Source organism: Bradyrhizobium sp. BLXBL-03 (genome assembly GCF_051853015.1).
Taxonomy (GTDB): Bacteria; Pseudomonadota; Alphaproteobacteria; order Rhizobiales; family Xanthobacteraceae; genus Bradyrhizobium; species Bradyrhizobium manausense.
Map to the genome: position 1 here is coordinate 6,256,316 of NZ_CP182470.1, position 20,740 is coordinate 6,277,055.

Sequence of the window (20,740 nt, forward strand, 5' to 3'; positions counted from 1 at the left end):
TCAGAACAGGCTGAGCTGCTCGCCGTTCTGCTTCGGCCTGGTAAAATGATCCGTCGTCAGCTTCGAGCGGCGCTTGTTCAGCCCAAGCCGGTCGCAGGCGAGCTCGAAGCGGCGGCCGATGGTCCAGGCCATCGGGCCTGTGCCCTTCATCCGCTCGCCCCATTTCGAATCGTAGTCGCGGCCGCCGCGCATGTCGCGGATCAGGGTGAAGACGTGGCGATAGCGATCCGGATAATTCGCCATCAGCCATTCGCGGAAGAGATCGCGCACCTCCAGCGGCAGCCGCAGCAAAACGTAGGAGGCTTCCTTGACACCGGCATGCGCCGCGGCATCGAGGATGCGCTCGATCTCGGAATCGTTCAGGGCGGGGATCACGGGCGCGACCATCACCGTGGTGGGTATGCCAGCCTCCGAGAGCTGCTTAAGCGCCTCCAGCCGCTTCGGCGGCGTCGAGGCGCGCGGCTCCATGGTCCGGGCGAGCTTCGGGTCGAGCGAGGTTACCGAGATCGCGACCTTGGCAAGGTTGCGCTTGGCCATGCGGGCGAGAATGTCGATGTCGCGCACGACCAGCGCGGATTTGGTGACGATGCCGACGGGATGGCCGGTGCGCTCCAGCACCTCCAGAATGCCGCGCATGATTTTGCGCTCGCGCTCGATCGGCTGGTAGGGATCGGTGTTGGTGCCGATCGCGATCATCCGCGGCTCGTAGCCTGCGGCCGCGAGTTCCTTCTCGAGCAGAACAGGCGCCTCGGGCTTGGCGAACAGCTTTGCCTCGAAGTCGAGCCCCGGCGACAGGCCGAGATAGGCGTGCGTCGGCCGCGCGAAGCAATAGACGCAGCCATGCTCGCAGCCGCGATAGGGATTGATCGAACGGTCGAAGCCGATGTCGGGCGAGTCGTTGCGGGTGATCACCCTGCGCGAGGTGTCGACGCCGACAATGGTCTTGAACGGCGGCAGATCGTCCAGGCTCTGCCAGCCATCGTCGAAGGCGACGCGCGCCTCGGCCTCATAGCGCCCACTGGCGTTGGACTGGGCGCCCCGCCCCCGCCTGCGCTGGCGGTCGATGGCGACAGCCAGTTCAGGGAAGTCAGAAGGCGCACCCGCCGGCTCGGAGGGCGCCGTGACCGGCGGGTGCTTGAGAGCAGAAGAAGAAGCTGGACTCATGCATTCAAGATAGCACGCCAAAGGAACAAATCAAGAACAAGAATCGACAACGCGAAAACAACCCCATGCACAGTAGCGCTGCCCAAACTTCGCGCGCGGTCCTTTGACCTCACGCAACACCGCGTGACCTCGATCCCGTTTGATGCGGCGGAAGGATCGATCTCGCCGGAACCCGGTTGATGACGATCCCGGGCGAAGGTCGGCATGATCATGACATTTCAACAACAATCGTCCGCTGCAAGCAGCGACCTCGATCTCCTCGATCGCTACTGGCGTGCGGCCAACTATCTCTCCGTCGGGCAAATCTACCTGTTGGATAACCCGCTGCTGCGCGAGCCGCTCCGGCCCGAGCACATCAAGCCGCGCCTGCTCGGCCATTGGGGCACGACGCCGGGGCTGAACTTCATCTATGCGCACCTCAACCGGGTCATCCGCGCGCTGGACCTGAGCGTGCTCTACGTCTGCGGTCCCGGCCATGGCGGCCCGGGCATGGTGGCGAACACTTATCTCGAAGGCAGCTACAGCGAGGTCTATCCTGACATCCCGCGCGATGCGGACGGGCTACGAAAACTGTTCAGGCAATTCTCCTTCCCCGGCGGCATCCCGAGCCATGCAGCGCCGGAAACGCCGGGCTCGATCCACGAAGGCGGCGAGCTCGGCTACGCGCTGGTGCACGCCTATGGCGCGGCCTTCGACAATCCCGACCTGATCGTTGCCTGCGTCGTCGGCGACGGTGAGGCCGAGACCGGCCCGCTGGCAGCGTCCTGGCATTCGAACAAGTTCCTCAATCCCGCACATGATGGCGCCGTGCTGCCGATCCTGCACCTCAACGGCTACAAGATCGCGGGTCCAACCGTGCTCGGCCGGATGCCCGACAGCGAGATCCGCGATCTGTTCCGCGGATTCGGCCACGAGCCGCTGTTCGTCGCAGGCGACGATCCCAAGCTGATGCACCGGGCGATGGCCGATGCGCTCGACGTCGCGATCGCCAGCATCCGCTCGATCCAGCTGCACGCCCGCGACGGGCGTGCGAGCGTGGAGCGGCCGCGCTGGCCGATGATCGTGCTGCGCAGCCCGAAGGGCTGGACCGGCCCGAAGGAGGTTGACGGGAAAAAGGTCGAAGGCTTTTGGCGCGCGCATCAAGTGCCCGTCGCGAACTGCCGCGAGAACCCGGCTCACTTGAAGATTCTCGAAGACTGGATGCGCAGCTACGAGCCGGACCAGCTGTTCGACGCCAGCGGCGCGCTCGTTCCCGAGCTTCAGGCCCTCGCGCCCCAAGGTAACAGACGCATGGGCGCCAACCCGCACGCCAATGGCGGGCTGCTCAAGAAGGAGCTGAAGCTGCCCGACTTCCGCAGCTTTGCCGTCGAGGTGCCGCGGCCCGGCGGCGTGACAAGCGAAGCCACACGCGAGCTCGGCAAGTTCCTGCGCGACGTCATCCGCCTCAACGCCGGAGAGCGCAATTTCCGCATCGTGGGTCCTGATGAGACCGCATCAAACCGCCTCGATGCCGTGTTCGATGCGACCGAACGGGTCTGGATGGAGCCAATCGAACCTTACGACGTGCATCTGGCACAGGACGGCCGCGTGATGGAGGTCTTGAGCGAGCACCTCTGCCAGGGCTGGCTCGAAGGCTATCTGCTGACCGGACGGCACGGCTTCTTCTCCTGCTACGAGGCCTTCATCCACATCGTGGATTCCATGTTCAACCAGCACGCCAAATGGCTGAAGGTGACGCGGCACCTGCCATGGCGACGGCCGATCGCCTCGCTGAACTATCTCCTGACCTCGCATGTCTGGCGCCAGGACCACAACGGCTTCAGCCACCAGGACCCGGGGTTCGTCGATCTCGTCGCCAACAAGAAGGCCGACATCGTCCGCATCTATTTCCCGCCCGACGCCAACACGCTGCTTTGGATCGCCGATCATTGCCTGCGCACCTATAACCGCATCAACGTCATCGTCGCCGGCAAGCAGCCGGCGCCACAATGGCTGTCGATGCAGGAGGCCGCGACGCATTGCGATGCCGGCATCGGCATCTGGACCTGGGCCAGCAACGAGGACGCGAACAGCGAACCCGACGTGGTGATGGCCTGCGCCGGCGATGTGCCGACCTTGGAGACGCTCGCCGCCGTCGACCTGCTGCGCAAGGCGCTGCCGGAGTTAAGGATCCGCGTCGTCAACGTCGTCGACCTCATGACGCTGCAACCCAGGGAGCAGCATCCCCATGGCCTGTCCGATCGCGATTTCGACAGCCTGTTCACGAAGGACAAGCCGGTGATCTTCGCCTATCACGGCTATCCCCACCTGATCCACCGCCTCACCTATAACCGCACCAACCATGCCGGCCTGCATGTGCGCGGCTTTGCCGAGGAAGGCACCACCACGACGCCGTTCGACATGGTCGTGCTCAACGAGCTCGACCGCTACCACCTCGCGATCGAGGCGATCGAGCGCGTGCCAGGCCTGTCGACCAAGGCCGCACAGGTCAAACAGCAGTTTCGCGACAAGCTGATCGAGCATTCGCGTTATGTGCGCGAGCATGGCGAGGACATGCCGGACATTCAAAATTGGGTCTGGCAGAACAGTGCCGGCGGCACCACGCCGGCCGAAGCCGGCGATTGACGGCGCCATGGCTGACGCGGTCCTTGTCCTCAATGCGGGCTCGTCGAGCATCAAGTTCGGCTTGTTCGAGATCTCGGGCACCGAACCTGCCCTGCTCTGCAAGGGCCTGCTCGACGAGCACGAGGCGAAGCCGCGGCTGGTGGCCAAGACCCCATCGGGCGAGGCCCTGTTCGAGACGCAGCGGGAGGCGTCGGATGCCGACGGCGGCCATCTGTTCGCCGACGTGCTCGCTTTCGTCGAGGACCGCTTCGGTGATCACCGCTTGCGCGCTGTCGGTCACCGCATCGTTCATGGTGGCCCGGAATATTCAGGCCCGGTCGAATTGACCGACGAGGTCTACGCCAAGCTGGAGGCGCTGACGCCGCTGGCGCCGCTGCATCAGCCGCGGTGCCTCGCACCGGTCCACCCGGTCAGAATGATCCGGCCTGCGCTGACGCAGATCGCCTGTTTCGACACCGTGTTTCATCACGGCATGACGCCGCCGATGAATCGCTTCGCGATCCCGAAGCGCTACGAGGTGCAGGGCCTGCGGCGCTACGGCTTCCACGGGCTCTCATTCGAATATGTCGCAGGCCGGCTCGCCGAGATCGCGCCGCAACTCGCCACGAAGCGCGTCGTCATCGCCCATCTCGGTAATGGCGCAAGCCTCTGCGCCATGCGCGACGGCCGCAGCGTCGACACTACAATGGGACTGACACCGCTCGACGGTCTCGTGATGGGCACCCGCTGCGGGGCGATCGATCCAGGCGTGCTGCTTTATTTTCTCCAGCATGAGAAGATGACGAGCGAAGATCTACAGCATCTGCTCTATCACGAGTCAGGGCTGCTGGGCGTCTCCGGCCTCTCCGCGGACATGCGGACGCTGCTGGCGAGCAGCGAGGCTTCGGCGCGCGAGGCGGTCGATCTCTTCGTCTTCCGCGCAGCGCAGGAGATCGCGGTCATGGCCAACACGCTGGGAGGGCTCGACGGCCTCGTCTTCACCGGCGGAATTGGCGAGCATGCGAAAGAGATCCGCAGCGCCATCGGCGAGCGGCTCGCCTGGCTCGGCCTGCGCATCGATGCAGCGGCGGATGAGAAGGGGCGCGAGCGGATCAATGCGGAGGACAGTGCTGTCGATCTGTTCGTCATCCCGACCAACGAGGAGCTGACAATCGCACGGCATTGTGTCGCGGTGCTGCAAGCTGCGGGGACTGTATCGTAGGGTGGGCAAAGCGGAGCGTGCCCACCACTTTTGTGATGCGGGACAGGTGGTGGGCACGGCGCAAGTGCGCCTTTGCCCACCCTACGAGACCTCGCTCGCCGAGACATCCGGCACGACAACGCGCAGGCTCGACGCTCAGTGACCCCCCGCGAAGATCTGGACACACCCGATCACGACTTCGATCACGATCAGCACCACCACCGCGATTTCGAGCCGCAGTGAGCGTTGCGTGTCGATGATGTCGGTCAGCGCGTCGGCGGTCTCGGAAATAACCGTGAGCTTCCGCTCCAGCGTGTCGAGGCGCTCCTTCAGCTCGTACTCATCTTCGAGACGCGCATAGAGCCGGTCGAGCTGGGGTTTTTCCCAGAGCGCATCGGGCTTCTCGGCGACCGCAACGCGGCCGGCGACGCGTTGCTGCACCAGCAGCGCATTGCCGATCAATTGCAGGATGCCCCTGCGACGTCGCGACGTCCGGCCCTTCTCGGCAAGCTCCCGCGCGAAGGGCTCGATGACATCGAAGACCGCAGCGACACGCCGCTCGTCGCGCGCCAGTGACGTGCTTTTGGCGAGCGCGTCCGCGATCAGCAACAGTCGCTCGTCGGAGAACTTGGAGAGGCAGATCGGCCCGCCCGGCTGGATCGCCTCGGCGCTTTCGTCCTTGCACAGCTGCGCCTGGGCGGTCTCCTCCTCGATCGGGCTGAGCTCGCCGGTCACGCGGGACTTCAGGCTGTCGAGCAGCACCTTCTCCTCCGAAGGGAGGAGGCCGATCAGCACCACGACACCGTAGCGGAAGATCACGGCGAGGCCGCCATGGACGCGAAACGCCGCCGGCGTCGAGGACACGAGGGTGCCGAGTTCGAGGTTCGAGGCGTTGATGCGTTCGCCGAGCATCACGGCGCGGATCCGCAAGGTCGGCGCGGGGTCCGGCTTCGGCGATGTTGACAGCGCACCAGCGGGAAGTTGATCGACGGTCATTGGACATCTCGCTCCCGTCACTCGCCGAAATATTCGGCAATATGACCACCCTGCGCGCGACACATTCGACTGCGATGGACCGGCGGTGGTTTACCATGGCCCGACCAAACGCCGCCAAAAGTTGCACTCGGCATCGCTGCGTGTTTATGACAATATCATAACGAGTTACGCTTCTCCCGAAGTGCTGATATCGAAGCCTCAATCATGCTGAGCGTCATCATAGCGACTGAAGGCGTCGAGCAGACGGCGGTCGCAACTCTGGCCGCGCTGGTCCCCGGCGCCGCAGCGGGCATCATCAAGGAAGTTTTGCTGGTCGACGGCACCCGCAACGGCGTCATCGAGCGCGTTGCCGACGTCGCCGGCTGCCGTTTCATCGGCTATGAGGGAACTTCGCAGGGCGCAGCGCTGGCCGCCGGCGCGCTCCAGGCCCGTTCGCCGTGGCTGATGTTCCTCCCGGCCGGCGCGGTGCTGGACACCGGCTGGATCGAGGAAACAACCCAATTCATCCAGGCCGTCGCGGCCAGTGGCCGGGACCGCGCGGCCGTGTTTCGCTACGCGCGCTCGCCCTACGCAAATACCGGCTTCCGCGACCTGCTGTGGTCTGTGGCGCGCAAGCTGGTCGGCCCGCTCGGCGATCAGGGGCTTTTGATCGCGCGCGACCATTACGACCGGATCGGCGGCTATCCACCCCAGGCCCGCCGTTCCGAGGCCCGGCTGCTGCGGCGGCTCGGCCGTTCCTCCCGGACGTTGCTGCGCAGCCGGATCGTCATGGTCGGGTGACGCCACCACATACTTGCCAAAGTCAAATAATTATTTGACAATGGCAATTATTGAGGTGTCCCATGCCAAATTCCATGACTATCAATGGTGTCGACGATCAGATCGCGGCAGTGCGCGCCTTCAACCGCTTCTATACCCGCAAGCTCGGCGTGCTGGACCAGCACCTCGGCCAGAGCCCATTCTCGCTGAGCGAGGCCCGCGTGCTCTATGAGCTCGCGCATCGCGACGACGCTTCGGCGAAGGAGATTGGCAACGAGCTCGGTCTCGACCCCGGCTATCTCAGCCGCATCGTCCAGAGCTTCGACGAACAGGGGCTGATCACGCGCACGCCCCTGCCCGCGGATCGCAGGCAGTACCAGCTCAGCCTCACCGCCAAGGGCCGCCAGGCCTTCGCCAAGCTGAACCTCGGCTCGCAGAACGAGGTCGCCGCCATGCTGGCCCGGCTCTCGGCCGGCGATGCAGCGCGGCTTACCCAGGCGATGGCGACCGTCCAGGCCGTGCTCGAGCAGGGCCGGAGCCAGCCCGCATCCGTCGTGCTGCGCAGCCACCGCGTCGGCGACATGGGCTGGGTCATCTCCAAGCAAGGCGCCGCCTATGCCGCGGACTACGGCTGGGACATCAGCTACGAGGCGCTGGTCGCGAAGATCTGCGCGCAGTTCATCAAGTCTTACGACGCCGCACGCGAGCATTGCTGGATCGCCGAATTGGATGGCGAGCCGGTCGGCTCGGTCTTCCTGGTCAAGGCCACCGACGAGATCGCCAAGCTGCGCCTGTTGCAGGTGGAGAAGAAAGCGCGCGGCCTCGGTGTCGGCCGCGTTCTGGTCGAGCAATGCATCCGGGGCGCGCGCGAGCGCGGCTACAAAAGGATGACGCTGTGGACGCAGAGCATCCTGGTCGCCGCTCGCGGCATCTACAAGAGCGCCGGCTTCGAGCTGGTGGCAACCAAGCCGCATCACAGTTTTGGGCATGATCTTGTGGGCGAGACGTGGGAGATGGATTTGTAGCGATGTCGCCCACGAGCGCGGTCTCGTAGGGTGGGTTAGGCGAAGCCGTAACCCACCACGCTTCAAAAATGCCGATCGAAGATGGTGGGTTACGCTCACGCCTGCGCTTTGCGCAGCCGCTGAGCTAACCCACCCTACGACCCCAATGATGCGGAGCGACTCCCGAGCGACCTCCGCACCTACACCGTCGCGCCCTGCGCTTTCGGCCGGCGCAGGTGCTCGTCCAGCCGCGGCATGATCTCGACGAAATTGCAGGGGCGTGTGCGGTAGTCGAGCTGGCTGGCGAGGATGCCGTCCCAGCCATCGCGGCTGGCGCCGGGCGATCCGGGTAAGCAGAAGATGTAGGTCGCACCCGCAACGCCTGCGGTGGCGCGGCTCTGGATCGTCGAGGTGCCGATCTTGGCATGGCTCAGCATGTGGAAGGCGATCGAGAAACCATCCATGCGCTTCTCGAACAGCGGCTCGATCGCCTCCGGCGTGACGTCGCGCCCGGTGAAGCCGGTGCCGCCGGTGGTGATGACGACATCGACGCTGTCATCTGCGATCCAGCGGCGGATGATGGCGCGGATGGCCTCGACATCGTCGGTGACGATCTCGCGCGCGGCGAGATGATGACCGGCTGCTGTCAGCCGGTCGACGAGCGTCTGGCCGGATTTGTCATCGGCCAGCGCGCGCGTGTCGGAGACGGTGAGCACCGCGATGTTGAGCGGGATGAACTGCTTGGATTCGTCGATGGAGGCCACAACTTTGCTCCTGCTTCCTCAAGGACTGCCGTCATCCCGGGACGAACGCACTTGCGTTCGCCCCCGAGGTGCGAGCCTTGCGATGCGGCGCATCGCAAGGTGAAGCCTCGAAGGATGGGCCACGGGCTCGTCATCCCAGGGCTCGCCGAAGAGGCGAGCACCTCAGGATGACGGATAACTACGGCCCGCCGCCGCCGAACGTATTGCACGCCTGCAGCGTGCCCTGCTGATAGCCGGTCATGAACCATTGCTTGCGCTGCGCGGCCGAGCCGTGGGTGAAGGAGTCGGGCACCACACGCCCCGTCGCCTGGCGCTGCAGCGTGTCGTCGCCGATCGCGCTCGCCGTGGTCAGCGCGGCGTCGATGTCGCCGGCCTCGAGGAAGTTCGGCCGCTTCTTCGCTTCGCGATTGACCCAGATGCCGGACAGACAATCGGCCTGCAGCTCGACCTTCACCTGGAGCGCGTTCGACTCGGCCTTGCTGCTGGCCTGCTGCTGCAGCCGCGTCACCTTGGGGATGATGCCGAGCAGGTTCTGGATGTGATGTCCGGCCTCATGCGCGATGATGTAGGCGGTGGTGAAGTTGCACGCCGACTTGCCGGAGCAGCCGCGGAAGCGCGTCTCGACCTCGCGGAAGAACGAGGTGTCGAGGAAGATGGTGCGGTCCGGCGGGCAGTAGAACGGCCCCATCGCCGACTCGGCCCGGCCGCAGCGGCCGCCATTGGTGGCGTTGCGGAACAGCACGACCTTCGGACCGGTGTAGGACTGGCCGCTCGCCTGGAAGATCTCGCTCCAGCGATCGTCGATCTCGCCGAGGATGCCGGAGATCATGCTGCCCATCTCGTCGGTCGGCGCGCCGCGCTTGGCCTGACTGGAGGGACGGTCGCTCTGGTAGCTCGGCGCCTGGCCGCCACCGGTGAGGATCTCGGCGCCGCCGATCAGGATGCGCGGGTCGATGCCGAAGGCGTAGCCGACCAGACCAAGCACGATGATGGTGCCGATGCCGAGGCCGCCACCGCCCATCGGCAGACCGAAGCCGCCGCCTCCGCCGCCGAATCCTCCACCGCCGTCGTCGCGACGATCCTCGATGTCGTCGCTGCGGCGGAAATCATCGTAGCGCATGGCGGCTTCCCTTAAGATCGGCGATATCACGGCGCGGGGCACGGCAGAAATGCGAAAACCTTAACGCGCCACATACCTAAAATTTCCATTGCGTTAATCAATATCCCGCTCGGCAATTATTGCCTAGTGCGACAGCCTGCGACGCCAGCAATTTTTTCCGAGGGCCAAGCAATTTTTTCCGAGAGAAATTTGGGAGTCTTTTGCAGATCCAGCCACCCCCGCAACGCGAAGAAACGCGAAACACACTATAAAACACGGCAATTGCGCGCAGCTTCCCGCGCACAACATGCGATGCGGGGCCTGCTCACGAAAGCGGCGGGTTAAGTCGATTTTTACTTTGCCGCTCCATTGTAACGGCCAGTCGGTTGTTTGGTCCCGCGTCGCCGACAGCGTCGCCTGAGTCAGAGTTCTTGAGTCATGGTAGTGTCGCGTCGCGGGGCGTCTGCAAAGGCGCCCCGCACAAACTTTGAGTCTGCTTCGCACAGCATCATTGTCGGCGATTGCGTCGCCGAGATGTCGAAGCTCAAGCCAGGTTCGGTCGATCTCGTGTTCGCCGATCCGCCCTACAATCTGCAGCTCAAGGGCGATCTCAAGCGCCCCGACGAATCCCATGTCGACGCCGTCAACGACGACTGGGACAAGTTCGATTCATTCTCCGCCTATGACGATTTCACCCGCGCCTGGCTGCTCGCCGCGCGGGCTGCGATGAAGCCGTCGGCGACGATCTGGGTGATCGGCTCCTATCACAACATCTTCCGCGTCGGCGCGATCATGCAGGACCTCGGCTTCTGGCTCCTGAACGACATCGTCTGGCGCAAGACCAATCCGATGCCGAATTTCCGTGGCCGACGCTTCACCAACGCGCACGAGACCATGATCTGGGCCGCGCGTGACGAAAAGGCCAAGGGCTACACCTTCAACTACGAGGCGCTGAAGGCGGCCAATGAGGACGTGCAGGCCCGCTCCGACTGGCTGATCCCGCTCTGCACCGGCGAGGAGCGCCTCAAGGGCGCCGACGGCAAGAAAGTGCACCCGACGCAGAAGCCGGAAGGCCTGCTGGCGCGCGTGCTGCTGTCCTCGTCCAAGCCCGGCGATCTCGTGATCGATCCCTTCAACGGCACCGGCACGACCGGCGCGGTCGCAAAACGCCTCGGCCGTTCCTATATCGGCTTCGAGCGCGACAAGACCTATGCCAAGGCGGCAGAGGCGCGCATCGCCGCGGTCGAGCCGCTGCCGGAAGAGAGCCTTGCGCCGTTCATGACCGCGCGCGAGGCGCCGCGCGTGGCGTTCTCCGAATTGATCGAGCGCGGCATGATCATGCCCGGCACAAAACTGTTCGACGCCAAGAAGAAGCTGGGCGCGCTGGTGCGTGCCGACGGCGCCATCATGTTCGGCGACAAGGTCGGCTCGATCCACCGCATCGGCGCGGTGGCGCAAGGCGCGCAGGCCTGCAACGGCTGGACCTTCTGGCATGTCGAGACCAACAAGGGTCTCAAGCTGATCGACGAGCTCCGCGCCGAGATCCGCGCCGGCATGGCGGCGGAGTAGGTTTCTCCGTCATTCCGGGGCTCGCGAAGCGAGAACCCGGACTCCATCGAACGACAGCAGCTGCGGCCCAATGGATTCCAAGCTCGCGCCAAGCGGCGCGCCCCGGAATGACATAGTGTTGATTGGACGCTGGCGCCATCAGGACTACCTTTGAGCGATGAAACCGTCCTGACGGTCCGGCTCCCATGCGACGACAGTCCGAGACCTTGCTGCTGGTGCCGCTGCTGCCGATCTTCCTGGTCGGCATGTTTCCGATGTTCCTGATCGCCCTGCTCGGCTTTTTCGGCCTCGCTTTGTTCGGCGTGCTCGTGATCTGTGTCGGGCTCGCGAGCAGCAACGAGGCGCACGACAATTTCAATCACGATGTCATCGTGCACGGCTACGCGCGCGGCTCGGAGCGCAAAGCGCGCGTCTCCGACATGCATCTCGCGGCCAAGCTCGGGCTTCGCCTGGAAGCGGTCGGCGCAGCGATGATCGTCGCGGCCGGCATCGGCTTCGTCTACGCCGGCTGATCTGCGCACCCCGCGGACACCGTCCGGCAAACCCGCGGTCGCTCTCCCCGGCCATGCTCAGGCACCTCAGGCAGCGTTGACCGACGCGATGAACTTTGCGACCTCGGTCTTCAATCGGTTGCTGTCTGTCGACAATGAGCGCGCCGCCGACAGGACCTGCGACGAGGCCGAGCCGGTGTCGGCCGCGCCGCGCTGGACGTCGCGGATATTGGTCGAGACGCGCTGGGTGCCGTGCGCGGCCTGCTGGACGTTGCGGGAGATCTCCTGCGTCGCTGCGCCCTGCTCTTCGACGGCAGCGGCGACCGCCGAGGAGATTTCCGACAGCCGCTCGATGGTGCCGCTGATCTCCCTGATGGAGCCGACCGACTCTTCGGTCGCGGTCTGGATGCCGGAGACCTGCTGGGCGATCTCGCCGGTCGCCTTTGCGGTCTGCTCGGCCAGCGCCTTGACCTCGGAGGCGACCACGGCAAAGCCGCGGCCGGCCTCGCCCGCGCGCGCGGCCTCGATGGTGGCGTTGAGCGCCAGCAGATTGGTCTGGCCGGCGATGGTGCTGATCAGCTCGACCACGTCGCCGATGCGGGCAGCCGCCTTGGAGAGCTCGCTGACGCGGGCGTTGGTCTTGCTTGCCTGCTCCACCGCCTCGCCGGCGATGCGGGCGGAGTCCTGGACCTGACGGGCGATCTCGCTCACCGAGGACGAGAGCTCCTCGGTCGCCGATGCGACGGCCTGGACGTTGGCCGAGGCTTCCTGCGATGCGGAGGCGACTTCCGTCGACAGGTCCTGGGCGCGCGTCGCCGTCGTCGTCAGCGTGCCGGCCGAGGCCTCGAGCTCGCTGGAGGCCGACGACACGGTGTCGACGATCTCGCCGATCGCCTGCTCGAACTGGTCGGCGAGGCGGACCATGTCCTTCTTGCGATCCTCGGCCTGCCGCGCCTCGCTCTCGGCCTGCTCGTGGCGCAGGCGCTCGGTGTCGATCATGCTGTCCTTGAACACCTGGATCGCCTTGGCCATGTCGCCGATCTCGTCGGTCTTGCCGCGCGAGGGGATCTCGACCGCGAGGTCGCCGCCGGCGAGCCGACCCATCGCGCGCGTCATCGAGGTCAGCGGACCGACGATGCTGCGGGCGATCAGGACGGCGACGATCACGCTGAATACGACTGCGAGGCCACCTGCGGCGGCCTGAATCCACGTCGTGCTGGCGATGACGCCTGCGGCGATCGTTCGCGTCTTCTGGGAGTCGGCCGTGAGCTCGGCATCCGCGACCTTGAGCTTGTCGATGCTTCCGGCGATCAAGGGCGCAATGTTGTTGCGGTAGGTCTCCTCCGCCACGAGGATTGCGGCGGACGTCGCCTCGAACGCCGCCTGGTAGGACGAAAGCGAGGTCCTGACGGGCGCGAGCGCAGACTTGACCTGCTCCGGCAGGGTGGCGTCCTGGAGCGCCGTGATCCGTTGCTGCGCCCTCTCGGTATTGGCTCTGAAGGTCGAGGACGCCTTGGAATCGCGCATGGCGAGGAAGCGCCAGCTCGCCAGACGCGCCTGCAGGATCTTGGACTCGAGGTCGGCGACGGGCGCGGTGATCTCGGGATCGTGGGTGCCATGCGCCGCAATGACCAGCTTGCCGGCATAGGTGTTCAGTTCCTCGCCACCGGGCAGCAGGGCGGCCTTGCCCTTCGTCGTCTCCTTGACCGCTGCGCCCATGCGCTCGCGCAGCGCCTGCAGCTTGTCGACATCGCCGATGAGGCCGTCGTAGATCTTGCGCCGCTCCTCGGTGAAGGACGCCGCCGAGGCCGCTTTCAGCAACTCGACCGCCGCCGCCTCCCGCTCCGCGGCCTCCTTGAAGGCGGGTTCGTTGGCGTCATAGATGTAGCGCAGATTGGCCCGTTGCAGCGCCTGGAGATGGACCGATATTTCCCGAACGCGCGCTGCATTGTCCGAGAAGGCGGACATTTTCGCGACCTGGTCCTGGACCGTCCACAGGTTCCAGACGGCAACCACGGTCATGATCAGGCCCACGGCGGCAAGAGCCGTGAACCCGGCGTAAAGACGTCCCCGAATTCTCAAACGAATGCCCAGCATGCCCGCCCCCCGGATTCGAGCAGCCGAACGTCCTCACGGCGTTTCTCGCTGCGCGGCGACACCATGAAGCACACTTGTTAATTGTGTCCTTCCTGCTCGAGGCGCAGGCGGGCGGGCGCCTGCCAAGCAACCGCCCGCCGCAGCCGGATCAGCCAGCCGCTCTGACTGCTGCTTGCGGGAACCGGCCCAGCACCTTCTCGGTCAGCACGGAGTCGCAGTACTCGCGGATCTCCTTGAACTTGCCGTCCTCGAACCGAAACACCAGGCAATAGTCGTTGTCGTAGCGCACGCCCTCCGGCGTGACGTTGTCGCCCTTGGCCTCGACCACGACGATGTCGCCATCGGCGATGAAGCGCTCGGCGACCGTGCGCGCGCGGTCGCGCAGGCGGGAGCGCACATAGCCGTGCAGATCCTTGAGGATCGCGTCCTTGCCGGTGAAGGTGCGCGACCAGGAATACTGGCCGGTGACGATCCATTTGGCGTCGTCGGCAAGGCTTGCGCTGAACAGCGACCGGTCGCGGACATCAGGGTCGGGGCTGGCGGCGGCGGCGAAAATATCCTGCATCAGTTTCTTGTTGGCGGCAGCGCTCATGGCGGCATCTCCTTGTCATGGCAACACGGGAGAACATCGCCGCTTGATTGGAATTCTTCAAATCGATAGCGAATATGATATCTATTCGTCTCATGAATTTGAATTCGCTCGATCTCAACCTCCTGACTGCGCTCGACGCGCTGCTGGGCGAGGCCAATGTCAGCCGCGCCGCCATGCGCATCGGGCTGTCACAGCCCGCCACCAGCCACGCCCTGCAGCGGCTGCGCGATATCTTCGGCGACCCGCTGCTGGTGCGAACCGGCGCTCGGATGGAGCTGACGCCGCGGGCGCAAGCCCTGCGCGGGCCGCTGGCGCAGGCGCTGGACCAGGTGCGCGGGCTGTTCGTGCCCGAGGCATTCGACGCCGCGCGCAGCGAGCGGCAGTTCCGCCTGATGATGCCTGACCTCGCCGTCGAGCTATTGATGCCGCCCTTGATGGAGAAGGTCACGCGCCTTGCGCCCAATGTCCGCATCGACGTCGTGCCGTGGCGGGGACCGGCGATCTTTCACGCCGAGTTCGCCCGCACCATCGACCTCGTGATCTCGATCGGCAACGCCTTCAAGGGTTTTCATCGCCAGCTGCTCTACACCGACGGCGATGCGCTCGCCGTGCGGCGCGGCCACCCGCTTGCGCCAAAGCTGAAGCGGCGCGAGGCGTTCCTCGCCGCGCGCCATGTCGGCGTGACCATCCGCGGCCAGCCCGAGGACCTGATCGACACCTGGCTGCGCAGCAAAGGCATCGAGCGGCACGTTTCGCTGGTGGTCTCGGGCTATCTCGAGGCCCTGCACGTCGCCGCCCGGACCGACCTCGTCGCCTTCGTGCCGCGGCGGCTGATCGCCGCGCTGTCGAAGCAGCTCGGCCTCGTCACCGTCGCGCCGCCGCTCGATCCCGGGATCGACGAGCAGTTCATGTTCTATCCGACCCGGGCGCAGATGGACCCGGGCTCGATCTGGCTGCGGCGGCTGATGCTGGAGACGGGGCGGGAGTTGGAGAAGAAAGCTTTGTAGGGTGGGTCAGCCGAAGGCGTAACCCACCACTTCTGTTTCCGCTGATAATAAAGAGGTGGGTTACGCCGTGCAGATACGCTTTGCGCATCCGCAGGGCTAACCACCCTACAAGATCTGCCTTCACGCCTTCTGCGCGTCCATCACCTTGCGGATCGCGGGACGATCCATCATGCGCTTGAAATGGTCGGCGATCTTCGGCGTGGCGTTGATGTCGACGCTGTCGCCTTCGAGCCAGTGCGAGAGCGTGTGGAGATAGGGATCGCAGACCGTGAACTGATCGCCCATCACCCACGGACCTTTGAACATCCTCTGCTCGATCAGCTTGAAGCAGGCGCCCATGGTCTGCGGCACCATCGCCTTCATGTCGGCGAACGAGCTCTCCTGTGTCGCCCAGCGCGCGCCGCGCAGCTTGTGGGCGTGATTGATGTGCACGGTCGAGCACAGATAGGAGTTGAACGACTGCACCTGGGCGAAGTCGAAGGGATCGTCGAGCGGCGCGAGTTTCGCCTTCGGGAAGATTTGCGCGATATAGGCCAGCATCGCCGGCGTCTCGGTGAGGACGCCGTGGTCGGTCACCAGGGCCGGGACACGCCCCTTCGGGTTGATGGCGAGATATTCCGGGCTGTTCTGCTGATTGTCCTTGAGGCTCAGCCGTTCAGCCGTGTAGTCGGCGCCGGCCTCCTCGAGGGTCATGTAGGTGGCGAGCGCGCAGGTGCCGGGGGCGTAGTAGAGCTTGAGCATGTCGGACCTCATGGGAAAGCCGGACGTTAACGGCTGTTGCCCCCGAGGTCTAGAGCACGACATCCTCTTCGCAGTTGCCCACATCCGCCCGCCTGTGCCAAGACGCCTGCAATCGGAGGGGTTTGTCATGACGGTCCTCATCACCGGCGGCGGCATCGGCGGGCTGACGCTCGCGCTCAGCCTGCATCAAATCGGCGTGCCGGTAAAAGTGTTCGAGAGCGTCGCGGAGCTGAAGCCGCTGGGCGTCGGCATCAACGTGCTGCCGCATGCGGTGCGCGAGCTGATCGAGCTCGGCTTGCTGGACAGGCTGGATGCCAGCGGCGTGCGGACTCGCGAGCTCGCCTATTTCTCCAAGCACGGCAAGCCGATCTGGAGCGAGCCGCGCGGGCTGGAAGCCGGCTACAAATGGCCGCAATTCTCGATCCATCGTGGCACGCTGCAGCAGATCCTGCTCGATGCCGCAATCGAGCGGCTCGGCCGCGAGAACCTTTTGACCAGCCATCATCTGACCGGCTGGACCGAGACGGCCAGCGGCGTGCGTGCCGACTTCATCGACAAGGCGACCGGCAAGGCCGCAGGCACATATGAAGGCGCGATCCTGATCGCCGCCGACGGCATCCATTCCGCCGCGCGCGAAAAGCTCTATCCGAACGAAGGCCCACCGATCTGGAACGGCCGCATTCTCTGGCGCGGCGTCACCCCTTCGAAAGCCTTCCTCACCGGCCGCACCATGATCATGGCCGGCCACGAGATCCTGAAATTCGTCTGCTATCCGATCTCGAAGGAGCCGGACGCCGCAGGCAACCACCTGATCAATTGGGTCGCCGAGCGGCACATGCCGCCGACCTATCAATGGCGCCGCGAGGACTATAACCGCACCGCGCGGCTGGACGAGTTCCTGCCCTGGTTCGAGAGCTGGACATTCGACTGGCTCGACGTGCCCGGCCTGATCAGGAATTGTCCGCACGCCTACGAGTATCCGCTGGTTGACCGCGATCCGGTCTCGCAATGGACCTTCGGCAAGGTGACGCTGATGGGCGATGCCGCGCATCCGATGTACCCGATCGGCTCGAACGGCGCCTCGCAGGCGATCCTGGATGCCCGCACCATCACCCGCGAGATCCTGGCGCATGGCCCGACGACCGCAGCTCTGCTCGCCTATGAGGCCGAGCGGCGGCCTGCGACCACCGATCTCGTGCTGCTCAACCGCAAGAACGGCCCCGAGCAGGTGATGCAGCTCGTCGAAGAACGCGCGCCTGACGGCTACAAGGTCGTCACCGACGTGCTGTCACAAAAAGAGCTGGAAGACATCGCCGCGAACTACAAGCGCGTGGCGGGCTTCCAGGTCGAGGCGCTGAACGCCAAGCCGCCGATCGTGAGCAAGGACGCGCGGGTGGGGGTGTGAGCAAGCCCGGGCATGACGACCCGGAAATTTGGCGGAGGCGAATCGCACGCACTCGCCTCACTTCACCACCCTTGCCGCCTCCAGCAATCGCTCGCTCGCGCTGGCCGTCGCCAGCACCGTGCCATCCTCCGTCATCAGCTTGGCCTCGACGAACGCGATGGTCTTGCCGAGCTGCGTCACCCTGGCTTCGCCGATGATCGGGCCAGGCTTTGCGGGCGCGAGGAAATTCACGGTCATGCTGATGGTGGTGGTGTAGAGGCGGCCCTCGCTCATCACGAGGACCGCGGGTCCCATCGTGTCGTCGAGCATTGCCGAGAGCATGCCGCCTTGAATGAATCCAGCAGGGTTGCAGAACTCAGGCCTGCCTTCGAAGCCGAGCTTGATCCAACCCTCGTCGGGACGAGCATCGAGCAGGCGCCACCCCAATAGCTCGGCACAAGGCGGCCTCTTGAAGTTGTCGAGCGCGGTCTTGACCATTGGCAGCCTCCATATTGCATGCTGATAGCGCAGCGCTGCTGCCAGCGTGCTGTCAGGAAGCTGGCCCCGATGAAAGGTCCAGCGCGTGCGCGATCACCTTGCGCATGACGTTGGGTAGCGCCTCGTCCGCCAGCGTCGCGATCGGCACCCAACGCATGCCCGCTGGTGCCCGGGTGCGGGCTTCGGCCTTCGCGGTGTAGACCACGAGTTCCAGCGGAAAATGCGTGAAGACGTGGCTGACCACGCCGACCTTGCGCTGCCAGCGCGACAGCCCTTTCAACTCAGGCGCCTGCCGCTTCGCCGCTGCGTCTTCCTGTCCGGCGAGCCAGTTCGAGCCCGGCACCTCGGTCATGCCGCCGAGCAGGCCCTTTTCGGGCCTCGAGCGGACCAGCAGCTCATCGCCACGCGTGATGACGAAGGCAGCGCCGCGCCGCAGCGTCCCGCTCTTCTTCGGCGCCTTGCGCGGAAAGGTGTCCTGCGTGCCCTGCGCGCGCGCCACACAATCCTCGTTCAATGGGCATAGTGAACAGGCCGGTTTCTTCGGCGTGCAGATCGAGGCGCCCAGATCCATCAGGGCCTGGGCACTGTCGCCGGCACGCGCGTTGGCCAGCAGCGTCGCTGCCATCCGCTGGATCAGCGGCTTGGCCTGCGGCAGCTCCTCCTCGACCGCATACAGGCGCGACACCACGCGCTCGATATTGCCGTCGACAGGCATGGTGTGGCGGTCGAACGCGATCGCGGCAATCGCCGCCGCCGTGTAGGGCCCAATCCCCGGCAACGCGCGCAGCCCCTCCTCGGTATCGGGGAACACACCGCCATGCTCGCGCGTCACTGCGACCGCGCAGGCATGGAGATTGCGCGCGCGCGAATAATAGCCGAGCCCGGCCCACATCCGCAGCACGTCATCAAGCGAGGCGGTTCCCAAGGCCGTGACGTCAGGCCAGCGCGCGACGAATTTCTCGAAATAGGGGCCGACCGCCTTCACCGTGGTCTGCTGCAGCATGATCTCCGAGAGCCAGACGCGGTAGGGATCCGAGGTCTCGCCGGGCGCGGCGCGCCAGGGCAGCCTGCGGCGGTGGCGGTCGTACCAGGCGAGCAACGCGACGGGGCGCGACACGGTCTCTGACGGTCTCGGTTCCGATGTCGCCATCCGGGCGGGTTTGGTGCTCATACTCTCACAGTAGCGACAACGCACCGGCCTCTCCACGTCATGCCCGCGCTCGTCGCGGGCATCCACGTCTTTCTTCGCTGCGGGGAGTCTGCCGGCCGCACGCCGGAGTGCTATAAGGCCCCATGGCAAAATTCCCTCCCAAACCCGGCCCCATCAGCGCCAAGCCGCTCGGGATCCTGCTCAACGACGTCTTTGCCGAGGCCTATGCCAAGCAGGGATTTGCGGCGCGCGAGCTGGTGACGCGGTGGGCGCAGATCGCGGGACCCGAGATCGCCGCCCATGCCGAGCCGCTTAAGATGCAGTGGCCGCGGCCCGTGGAGGGCCAGCCGCAGGAGCCGGCGACGCTGGTGCTGCGGGTCGAGGGGCCGATGGCGCTGGAAATCCAGCACTCGGCCGACGTGATCCTGGAACGGGTGAACCGCTTCTTGGGCTGGAGCGCGGTCGGCAAGCTCGCCTTCCGCCAGGCCCCCCTGTCGCGACCCCGGGTCCGCAAGCGACCCGGCCCGCCGGACCCCAAGGTCGTCGCCAAGGTGGCGGAGAGCCTGGGCGACATCGAGGACGAGGAATTGAAGACGGCGCTGGCGCGGCTCGGAGCCGCCATCAAGCGAAATTGAGCCTCATTCCCGGGCTATTCTGGACCCGTTGCTGCCGCTCGCCATTGCCTCAAACCACGTTTCAAGCTAGCGACAGGCCGCCCGGGAACCTCGATACGCACCTCGGGCAAGACCACGCCAATTCGGGAGCCGACCTTGATCATCACCCGCCGCGCCTTCACCACGATGCTGTCGCTGACCGGTCTTGCCGCGCTCGCCGGGCTCCCGCCGCTGCGGTTCATCTCCGAAGCCTTGATCCCTGAAGCCATGGCCCAGGACGCCGCTGCTGTGGCCAAGCCCGTATCGCTGCCCGACATGGCGCTCGGCCCGAAGGACGCCGCTGTGACCATCACCGAATTCGCCTCGATGACCTGCCCACACTGCGCGGCCTTCAACGAGCAGGTGTTCCCCAAGATCAAGTCGGAGTACATCGACACCGGCAAGATCCGCTACGTCTTCCGCGAGTTCCCGCTCGACATCAAGGCCGCTGCGGGCTCGATGCTGTCGCGCTGCATCGCCAATGGCGACGCCGCGAAATACTTCGCCGTCACCGACATGCTGTTCCGCCAGCAGAACGACTGGGTGGCGAAGAACACCACGGAGACCCTGACGCGGATCGGCAAGCAGGCCGGCCTCACCCAGCAGCAGGTGGAAGCTTGCCTGAAGGACCAGGCGCTGCTCGACAAGATCGCCGCCGACCAGAAATACGCCAGCGACGTTCTGAAGGTGGATTCGACGCCGACCTTCTTCATCAACGGCGAGAAGATCAAGGGCGAGGCCTCGTTCGAGGAGTTCGCCAAGAAGATCAATCCGCTGCTGAAGAGCTGATTCGCTCGTCAAGATCCTGATTCGCATCTCGAAAGCCGTATCTTTCCCGGCATAAATCCCTTGGGAAAAGCGGCTTTCGCTGGTTGCCCTCGCGGCGCACCGCGGCCATTGTCCGCCGCATGAGGCGCCCCGCGCGACTCGCCCAGACAGCGACATTGCCTTCCATGGTATTGTCCGG

19 protein-coding genes are annotated in these 20,740 nt (G+C 65.3%); 10 read left to right on the forward strand and 9 right to left on the reverse strand.

Going from position 1 to position 20,740, the window contains the following annotated elements; all coding sequences use genetic code 11:
• Nucleotides 1–1,164, reverse strand: a complete 1,164-nt coding sequence (locus tag ACNJX9_RS29960; RefSeq protein WP_439405547.1) for a PA0069 family radical SAM protein — start codon at nt 1,162–1,164, stop codon at nt 1–3.
• Nucleotides 1,165–1,374: 210 nt separating this feature from the next.
• Here ACNJX9_RS29960 and ACNJX9_RS29965 point away from each other — a divergent pair, with 210 nt between their 5' ends.
• Nucleotides 1,375–3,789, forward strand: coding sequence for a phosphoketolase family protein (locus tag ACNJX9_RS29965; protein WP_439410150.1), 2,415 nt, complete (start codon nt 1,375–1,377; stop codon nt 3,787–3,789).
• 7 nt (nt 3,790–3,796) lie between these two features.
• Nucleotides 3,797–4,990 carry an acetate/propionate family kinase gene (locus tag ACNJX9_RS29970; protein WP_439405549.1) on the forward strand — a complete coding sequence of 398 codons (1,194 nt, stop codon included), beginning with the start codon at nt 3,797–3,799 and terminating at the stop codon, nt 4,988–4,990.
• A gap of 135 nt (nt 4,991–5,125) precedes the next feature.
• Here the strand turns inward: ACNJX9_RS29970 and ACNJX9_RS29975 are convergent, their stop codons facing one another.
• On the reverse strand, nt 5,126–5,965 hold the full coding sequence (locus ACNJX9_RS29975) for an RMD1 family protein (RefSeq protein ID WP_057757157.1): 840 nt from the start codon (nt 5,963–5,965) through the stop codon (nt 5,126–5,128).
• 204 nt (nt 5,966–6,169) lie between these two features.
• Between ACNJX9_RS29975 and ACNJX9_RS29980 the strand changes: the two genes are divergently transcribed.
• Both ACNJX9_RS29980 and ACNJX9_RS29985 read left to right on the forward strand, forming a co-directional pair.
• Entirely contained in the window at nt 6,170–6,745 is a 576-nt protein-coding gene (locus ACNJX9_RS29980) for a glycosyl transferase (RefSeq protein ID WP_439405551.1), read from the forward strand.
• 74 nt (nt 6,746–6,819) lie between these two features.
• Entirely contained in the window at nt 6,820–7,749 is a 930-nt protein-coding gene (locus tag ACNJX9_RS29985; protein ID WP_439410151.1) for a bifunctional helix-turn-helix transcriptional regulator/GNAT family N-acetyltransferase, read from the forward strand.
• Nucleotides 7,750–7,928: 179 nt separating this feature from the next.
• Here the strand turns inward: ACNJX9_RS29985 and moaB are convergent, their stop codons facing one another.
• Together moaB and ypfJ are read right to left on the reverse strand one after the other, a co-directional pair.
• On the reverse strand, nt 7,929–8,492 hold the full coding sequence (gene moaB, locus ACNJX9_RS29990; RefSeq protein WP_439405553.1) for a molybdenum cofactor biosynthesis protein B: 564 nt from the start codon (nt 8,490–8,492) through the stop codon (nt 7,929–7,931).
• A gap of 178 nt (nt 8,493–8,670) precedes the next feature.
• Nucleotides 8,671–9,612 carry a KPN_02809 family neutral zinc metallopeptidase gene (gene ypfJ / locus ACNJX9_RS29995; RefSeq protein WP_057757147.1) on the reverse strand — a complete coding sequence of 314 codons (942 nt, stop codon included), beginning with the start codon at nt 9,610–9,612 and terminating at the stop codon, nt 8,671–8,673.
• Nucleotides 9,613–10,029: 417 nt separating this feature from the next.
• Between ypfJ and ACNJX9_RS30000 the strand changes: the two genes are divergently transcribed.
• Together ACNJX9_RS30000 and ACNJX9_RS30005 are read left to right on the forward strand one after the other, a co-directional pair.
• Nucleotides 10,030–11,160 carry a site-specific DNA-methyltransferase gene (locus ACNJX9_RS30000; protein WP_057757145.1) on the forward strand — a complete coding sequence of 377 codons (1,131 nt, stop codon included), beginning with the start codon at nt 10,030–10,032 and terminating at the stop codon, nt 11,158–11,160.
• Nucleotides 11,161–11,345: 185 nt separating this feature from the next.
• Entirely contained in the window at nt 11,346–11,672 is a 327-nt protein-coding gene (locus tag ACNJX9_RS30005; protein WP_220003873.1) for a hypothetical protein, read from the forward strand.
• A 66-nt stretch (nt 11,673–11,738) separates the two neighbouring features.
• Here the strand turns inward: ACNJX9_RS30005 and ACNJX9_RS30010 are convergent, their stop codons facing one another.
• Together ACNJX9_RS30010 and ACNJX9_RS30015 are read right to left on the reverse strand one after the other, a co-directional pair.
• A complete protein-coding gene (locus ACNJX9_RS30010; protein ID WP_439405556.1) occupies nt 11,739–13,748 on the reverse strand; it encodes a methyl-accepting chemotaxis protein in 2,010 nt (669 codons plus the stop codon).
• Nucleotides 13,749–13,896: 148 nt separating this feature from the next.
• Nucleotides 13,897–14,340: a nuclear transport factor 2 family protein gene (locus tag ACNJX9_RS30015; RefSeq protein ID WP_439405558.1), complete on the reverse strand. Its 444-nt coding sequence runs from the start codon at nt 14,338–14,340 to the stop codon at nt 13,897–13,899.
• Nucleotides 14,341–14,432: 92 nt separating this feature from the next.
• Here ACNJX9_RS30015 and ACNJX9_RS30020 point away from each other — a divergent pair, with 92 nt between their 5' ends.
• Nucleotides 14,433–15,347 (forward strand): LysR family transcriptional regulator, encoded by a 915-nt coding sequence (locus tag ACNJX9_RS30020; RefSeq protein WP_439405559.1) that lies wholly within the window; start codon nt 14,433–14,435, stop codon nt 15,345–15,347.
• A 120-nt stretch (nt 15,348–15,467) separates the two neighbouring features.
• On the opposite strand, the gene ACNJX9_RS30025 is transcribed toward ACNJX9_RS30020, so the two are convergent.
• Nucleotides 15,468–16,088 carry a glutathione S-transferase family protein gene (locus ACNJX9_RS30025; RefSeq protein WP_439405561.1) on the reverse strand — a complete coding sequence of 207 codons (621 nt, stop codon included), beginning with the start codon at nt 16,086–16,088 and terminating at the stop codon, nt 15,468–15,470.
• A gap of 127 nt (nt 16,089–16,215) precedes the next feature.
• Between ACNJX9_RS30025 and ACNJX9_RS30030 the strand changes: the two genes are divergently transcribed.
• Nucleotides 16,216–17,493: a flavin-dependent oxidoreductase gene (locus ACNJX9_RS30030; protein ID WP_439405562.1), complete on the forward strand. Its 1,278-nt coding sequence runs from the start codon at nt 16,216–16,218 to the stop codon at nt 17,491–17,493.
• Between the two features lie 57 nt (nt 17,494–17,550).
• Here the strand turns inward: ACNJX9_RS30030 and ACNJX9_RS30035 are convergent, their stop codons facing one another.
• Nucleotides 17,551–17,970 carry a PaaI family thioesterase gene (locus ACNJX9_RS30035; RefSeq protein ID WP_439405564.1) on the reverse strand — a complete coding sequence of 140 codons (420 nt, stop codon included), beginning with the start codon at nt 17,968–17,970 and terminating at the stop codon, nt 17,551–17,553.
• A 52-nt stretch (nt 17,971–18,022) separates the two neighbouring features.
• A complete protein-coding gene (mutY, locus tag ACNJX9_RS30040) occupies nt 18,023–19,141 on the reverse strand; it encodes an A/G-specific adenine glycosylase (protein ID WP_057757132.1) in 1,119 nt (372 codons plus the stop codon).
• 122 nt (nt 19,142–19,263) lie between these two features.
• Here mutY and ACNJX9_RS30045 point away from each other — a divergent pair, with 122 nt between their 5' ends.
• Together ACNJX9_RS30045 and ACNJX9_RS30050 are read left to right on the forward strand one after the other, a co-directional pair.
• Nucleotides 19,264–19,755 carry a DUF721 domain-containing protein gene (locus ACNJX9_RS30045; protein WP_057757130.1) on the forward strand — a complete coding sequence of 164 codons (492 nt, stop codon included), beginning with the start codon at nt 19,264–19,266 and terminating at the stop codon, nt 19,753–19,755.
• A 135-nt stretch (nt 19,756–19,890) separates the two neighbouring features.
• Entirely contained in the window at nt 19,891–20,562 is a 672-nt protein-coding gene (locus ACNJX9_RS30050) for a DsbA family protein (RefSeq protein WP_057757129.1), read from the forward strand.
• Nucleotides 20,563–20,740 lie beyond the last annotated feature (178 nt).

What these genes read in the sequence shown, in the direction of transcription:
- ACNJX9_RS29960 (WP_439405547.1), bottom strand. Translation starts at nt 1,164, where the DNA reads ATGAGTCCAGCTTCTTCTTCTGCTCTCAAGCACCCGCCGGTCACGGCG.
- ACNJX9_RS29965 (WP_439410150.1), top strand. Translation starts at nt 1,375, where the DNA reads ATGACATTTCAACAACAATCGTCCGCTGCAAGCAGCGACCTCGATCTC.
- ACNJX9_RS29970 (WP_439405549.1), top strand. Translation starts at nt 3,797, where the DNA reads ATGGCTGACGCGGTCCTTGTCCTCAATGCGGGCTCGTCGAGCATCAAG.
- ACNJX9_RS29975 (WP_057757157.1), bottom strand. Translation starts at nt 5,965, where the DNA reads ATGACCGTCGATCAACTTCCCGCTGGTGCGCTGTCAACATCGCCGAAG.
- ACNJX9_RS29980 (WP_439405551.1), top strand. Translation starts at nt 6,170, where the DNA reads ATGCTGAGCGTCATCATAGCGACTGAAGGCGTCGAGCAGACGGCGGTC.
- ACNJX9_RS29985 (WP_439410151.1), top strand. Translation starts at nt 6,820, where the DNA reads ATGACTATCAATGGTGTCGACGATCAGATCGCGGCAGTGCGCGCCTTC.
- ypfJ (WP_057757147.1), bottom strand. Translation starts at nt 9,612, where the DNA reads ATGCGCTACGATGATTTCCGCCGCAGCGACGACATCGAGGATCGTCGC.
- ACNJX9_RS30000 (WP_057757145.1), top strand. Translation starts at nt 10,030, where the DNA reads ATGGTAGTGTCGCGTCGCGGGGCGTCTGCAAAGGCGCCCCGCACAAAC.
- ACNJX9_RS30005 (WP_220003873.1), top strand. Translation starts at nt 11,346, where the DNA reads ATGCGACGACAGTCCGAGACCTTGCTGCTGGTGCCGCTGCTGCCGATC.
- ACNJX9_RS30010 (WP_439405556.1), bottom strand. Translation starts at nt 13,748, where the DNA reads ATGCTGGGCATTCGTTTGAGAATTCGGGGACGTCTTTACGCCGGGTTC.
- ACNJX9_RS30015 (WP_439405558.1), bottom strand. Translation starts at nt 14,340, where the DNA reads ATGAGCGCTGCCGCCAACAAGAAACTGATGCAGGATATTTTCGCCGCC.
- ACNJX9_RS30020 (WP_439405559.1), top strand. Translation starts at nt 14,433, where the DNA reads ATGAATTTGAATTCGCTCGATCTCAACCTCCTGACTGCGCTCGACGCG.
- ACNJX9_RS30025 (WP_439405561.1), bottom strand. Translation starts at nt 16,088, where the DNA reads ATGCTCAAGCTCTACTACGCCCCCGGCACCTGCGCGCTCGCCACCTAC.
- ACNJX9_RS30030 (WP_439405562.1), top strand. Translation starts at nt 16,216, where the DNA reads ATGACGGTCCTCATCACCGGCGGCGGCATCGGCGGGCTGACGCTCGCG.
- ACNJX9_RS30035 (WP_439405564.1), bottom strand. Translation starts at nt 17,970, where the DNA reads ATGGTCAAGACCGCGCTCGACAACTTCAAGAGGCCGCCTTGTGCCGAG.
- mutY (WP_057757132.1), bottom strand. Translation starts at nt 19,141, where the DNA reads ATGAGCACCAAACCCGCCCGGATGGCGACATCGGAACCGAGACCGTCA.
- ACNJX9_RS30045 (WP_057757130.1), top strand. Translation starts at nt 19,264, where the DNA reads ATGGCAAAATTCCCTCCCAAACCCGGCCCCATCAGCGCCAAGCCGCTC.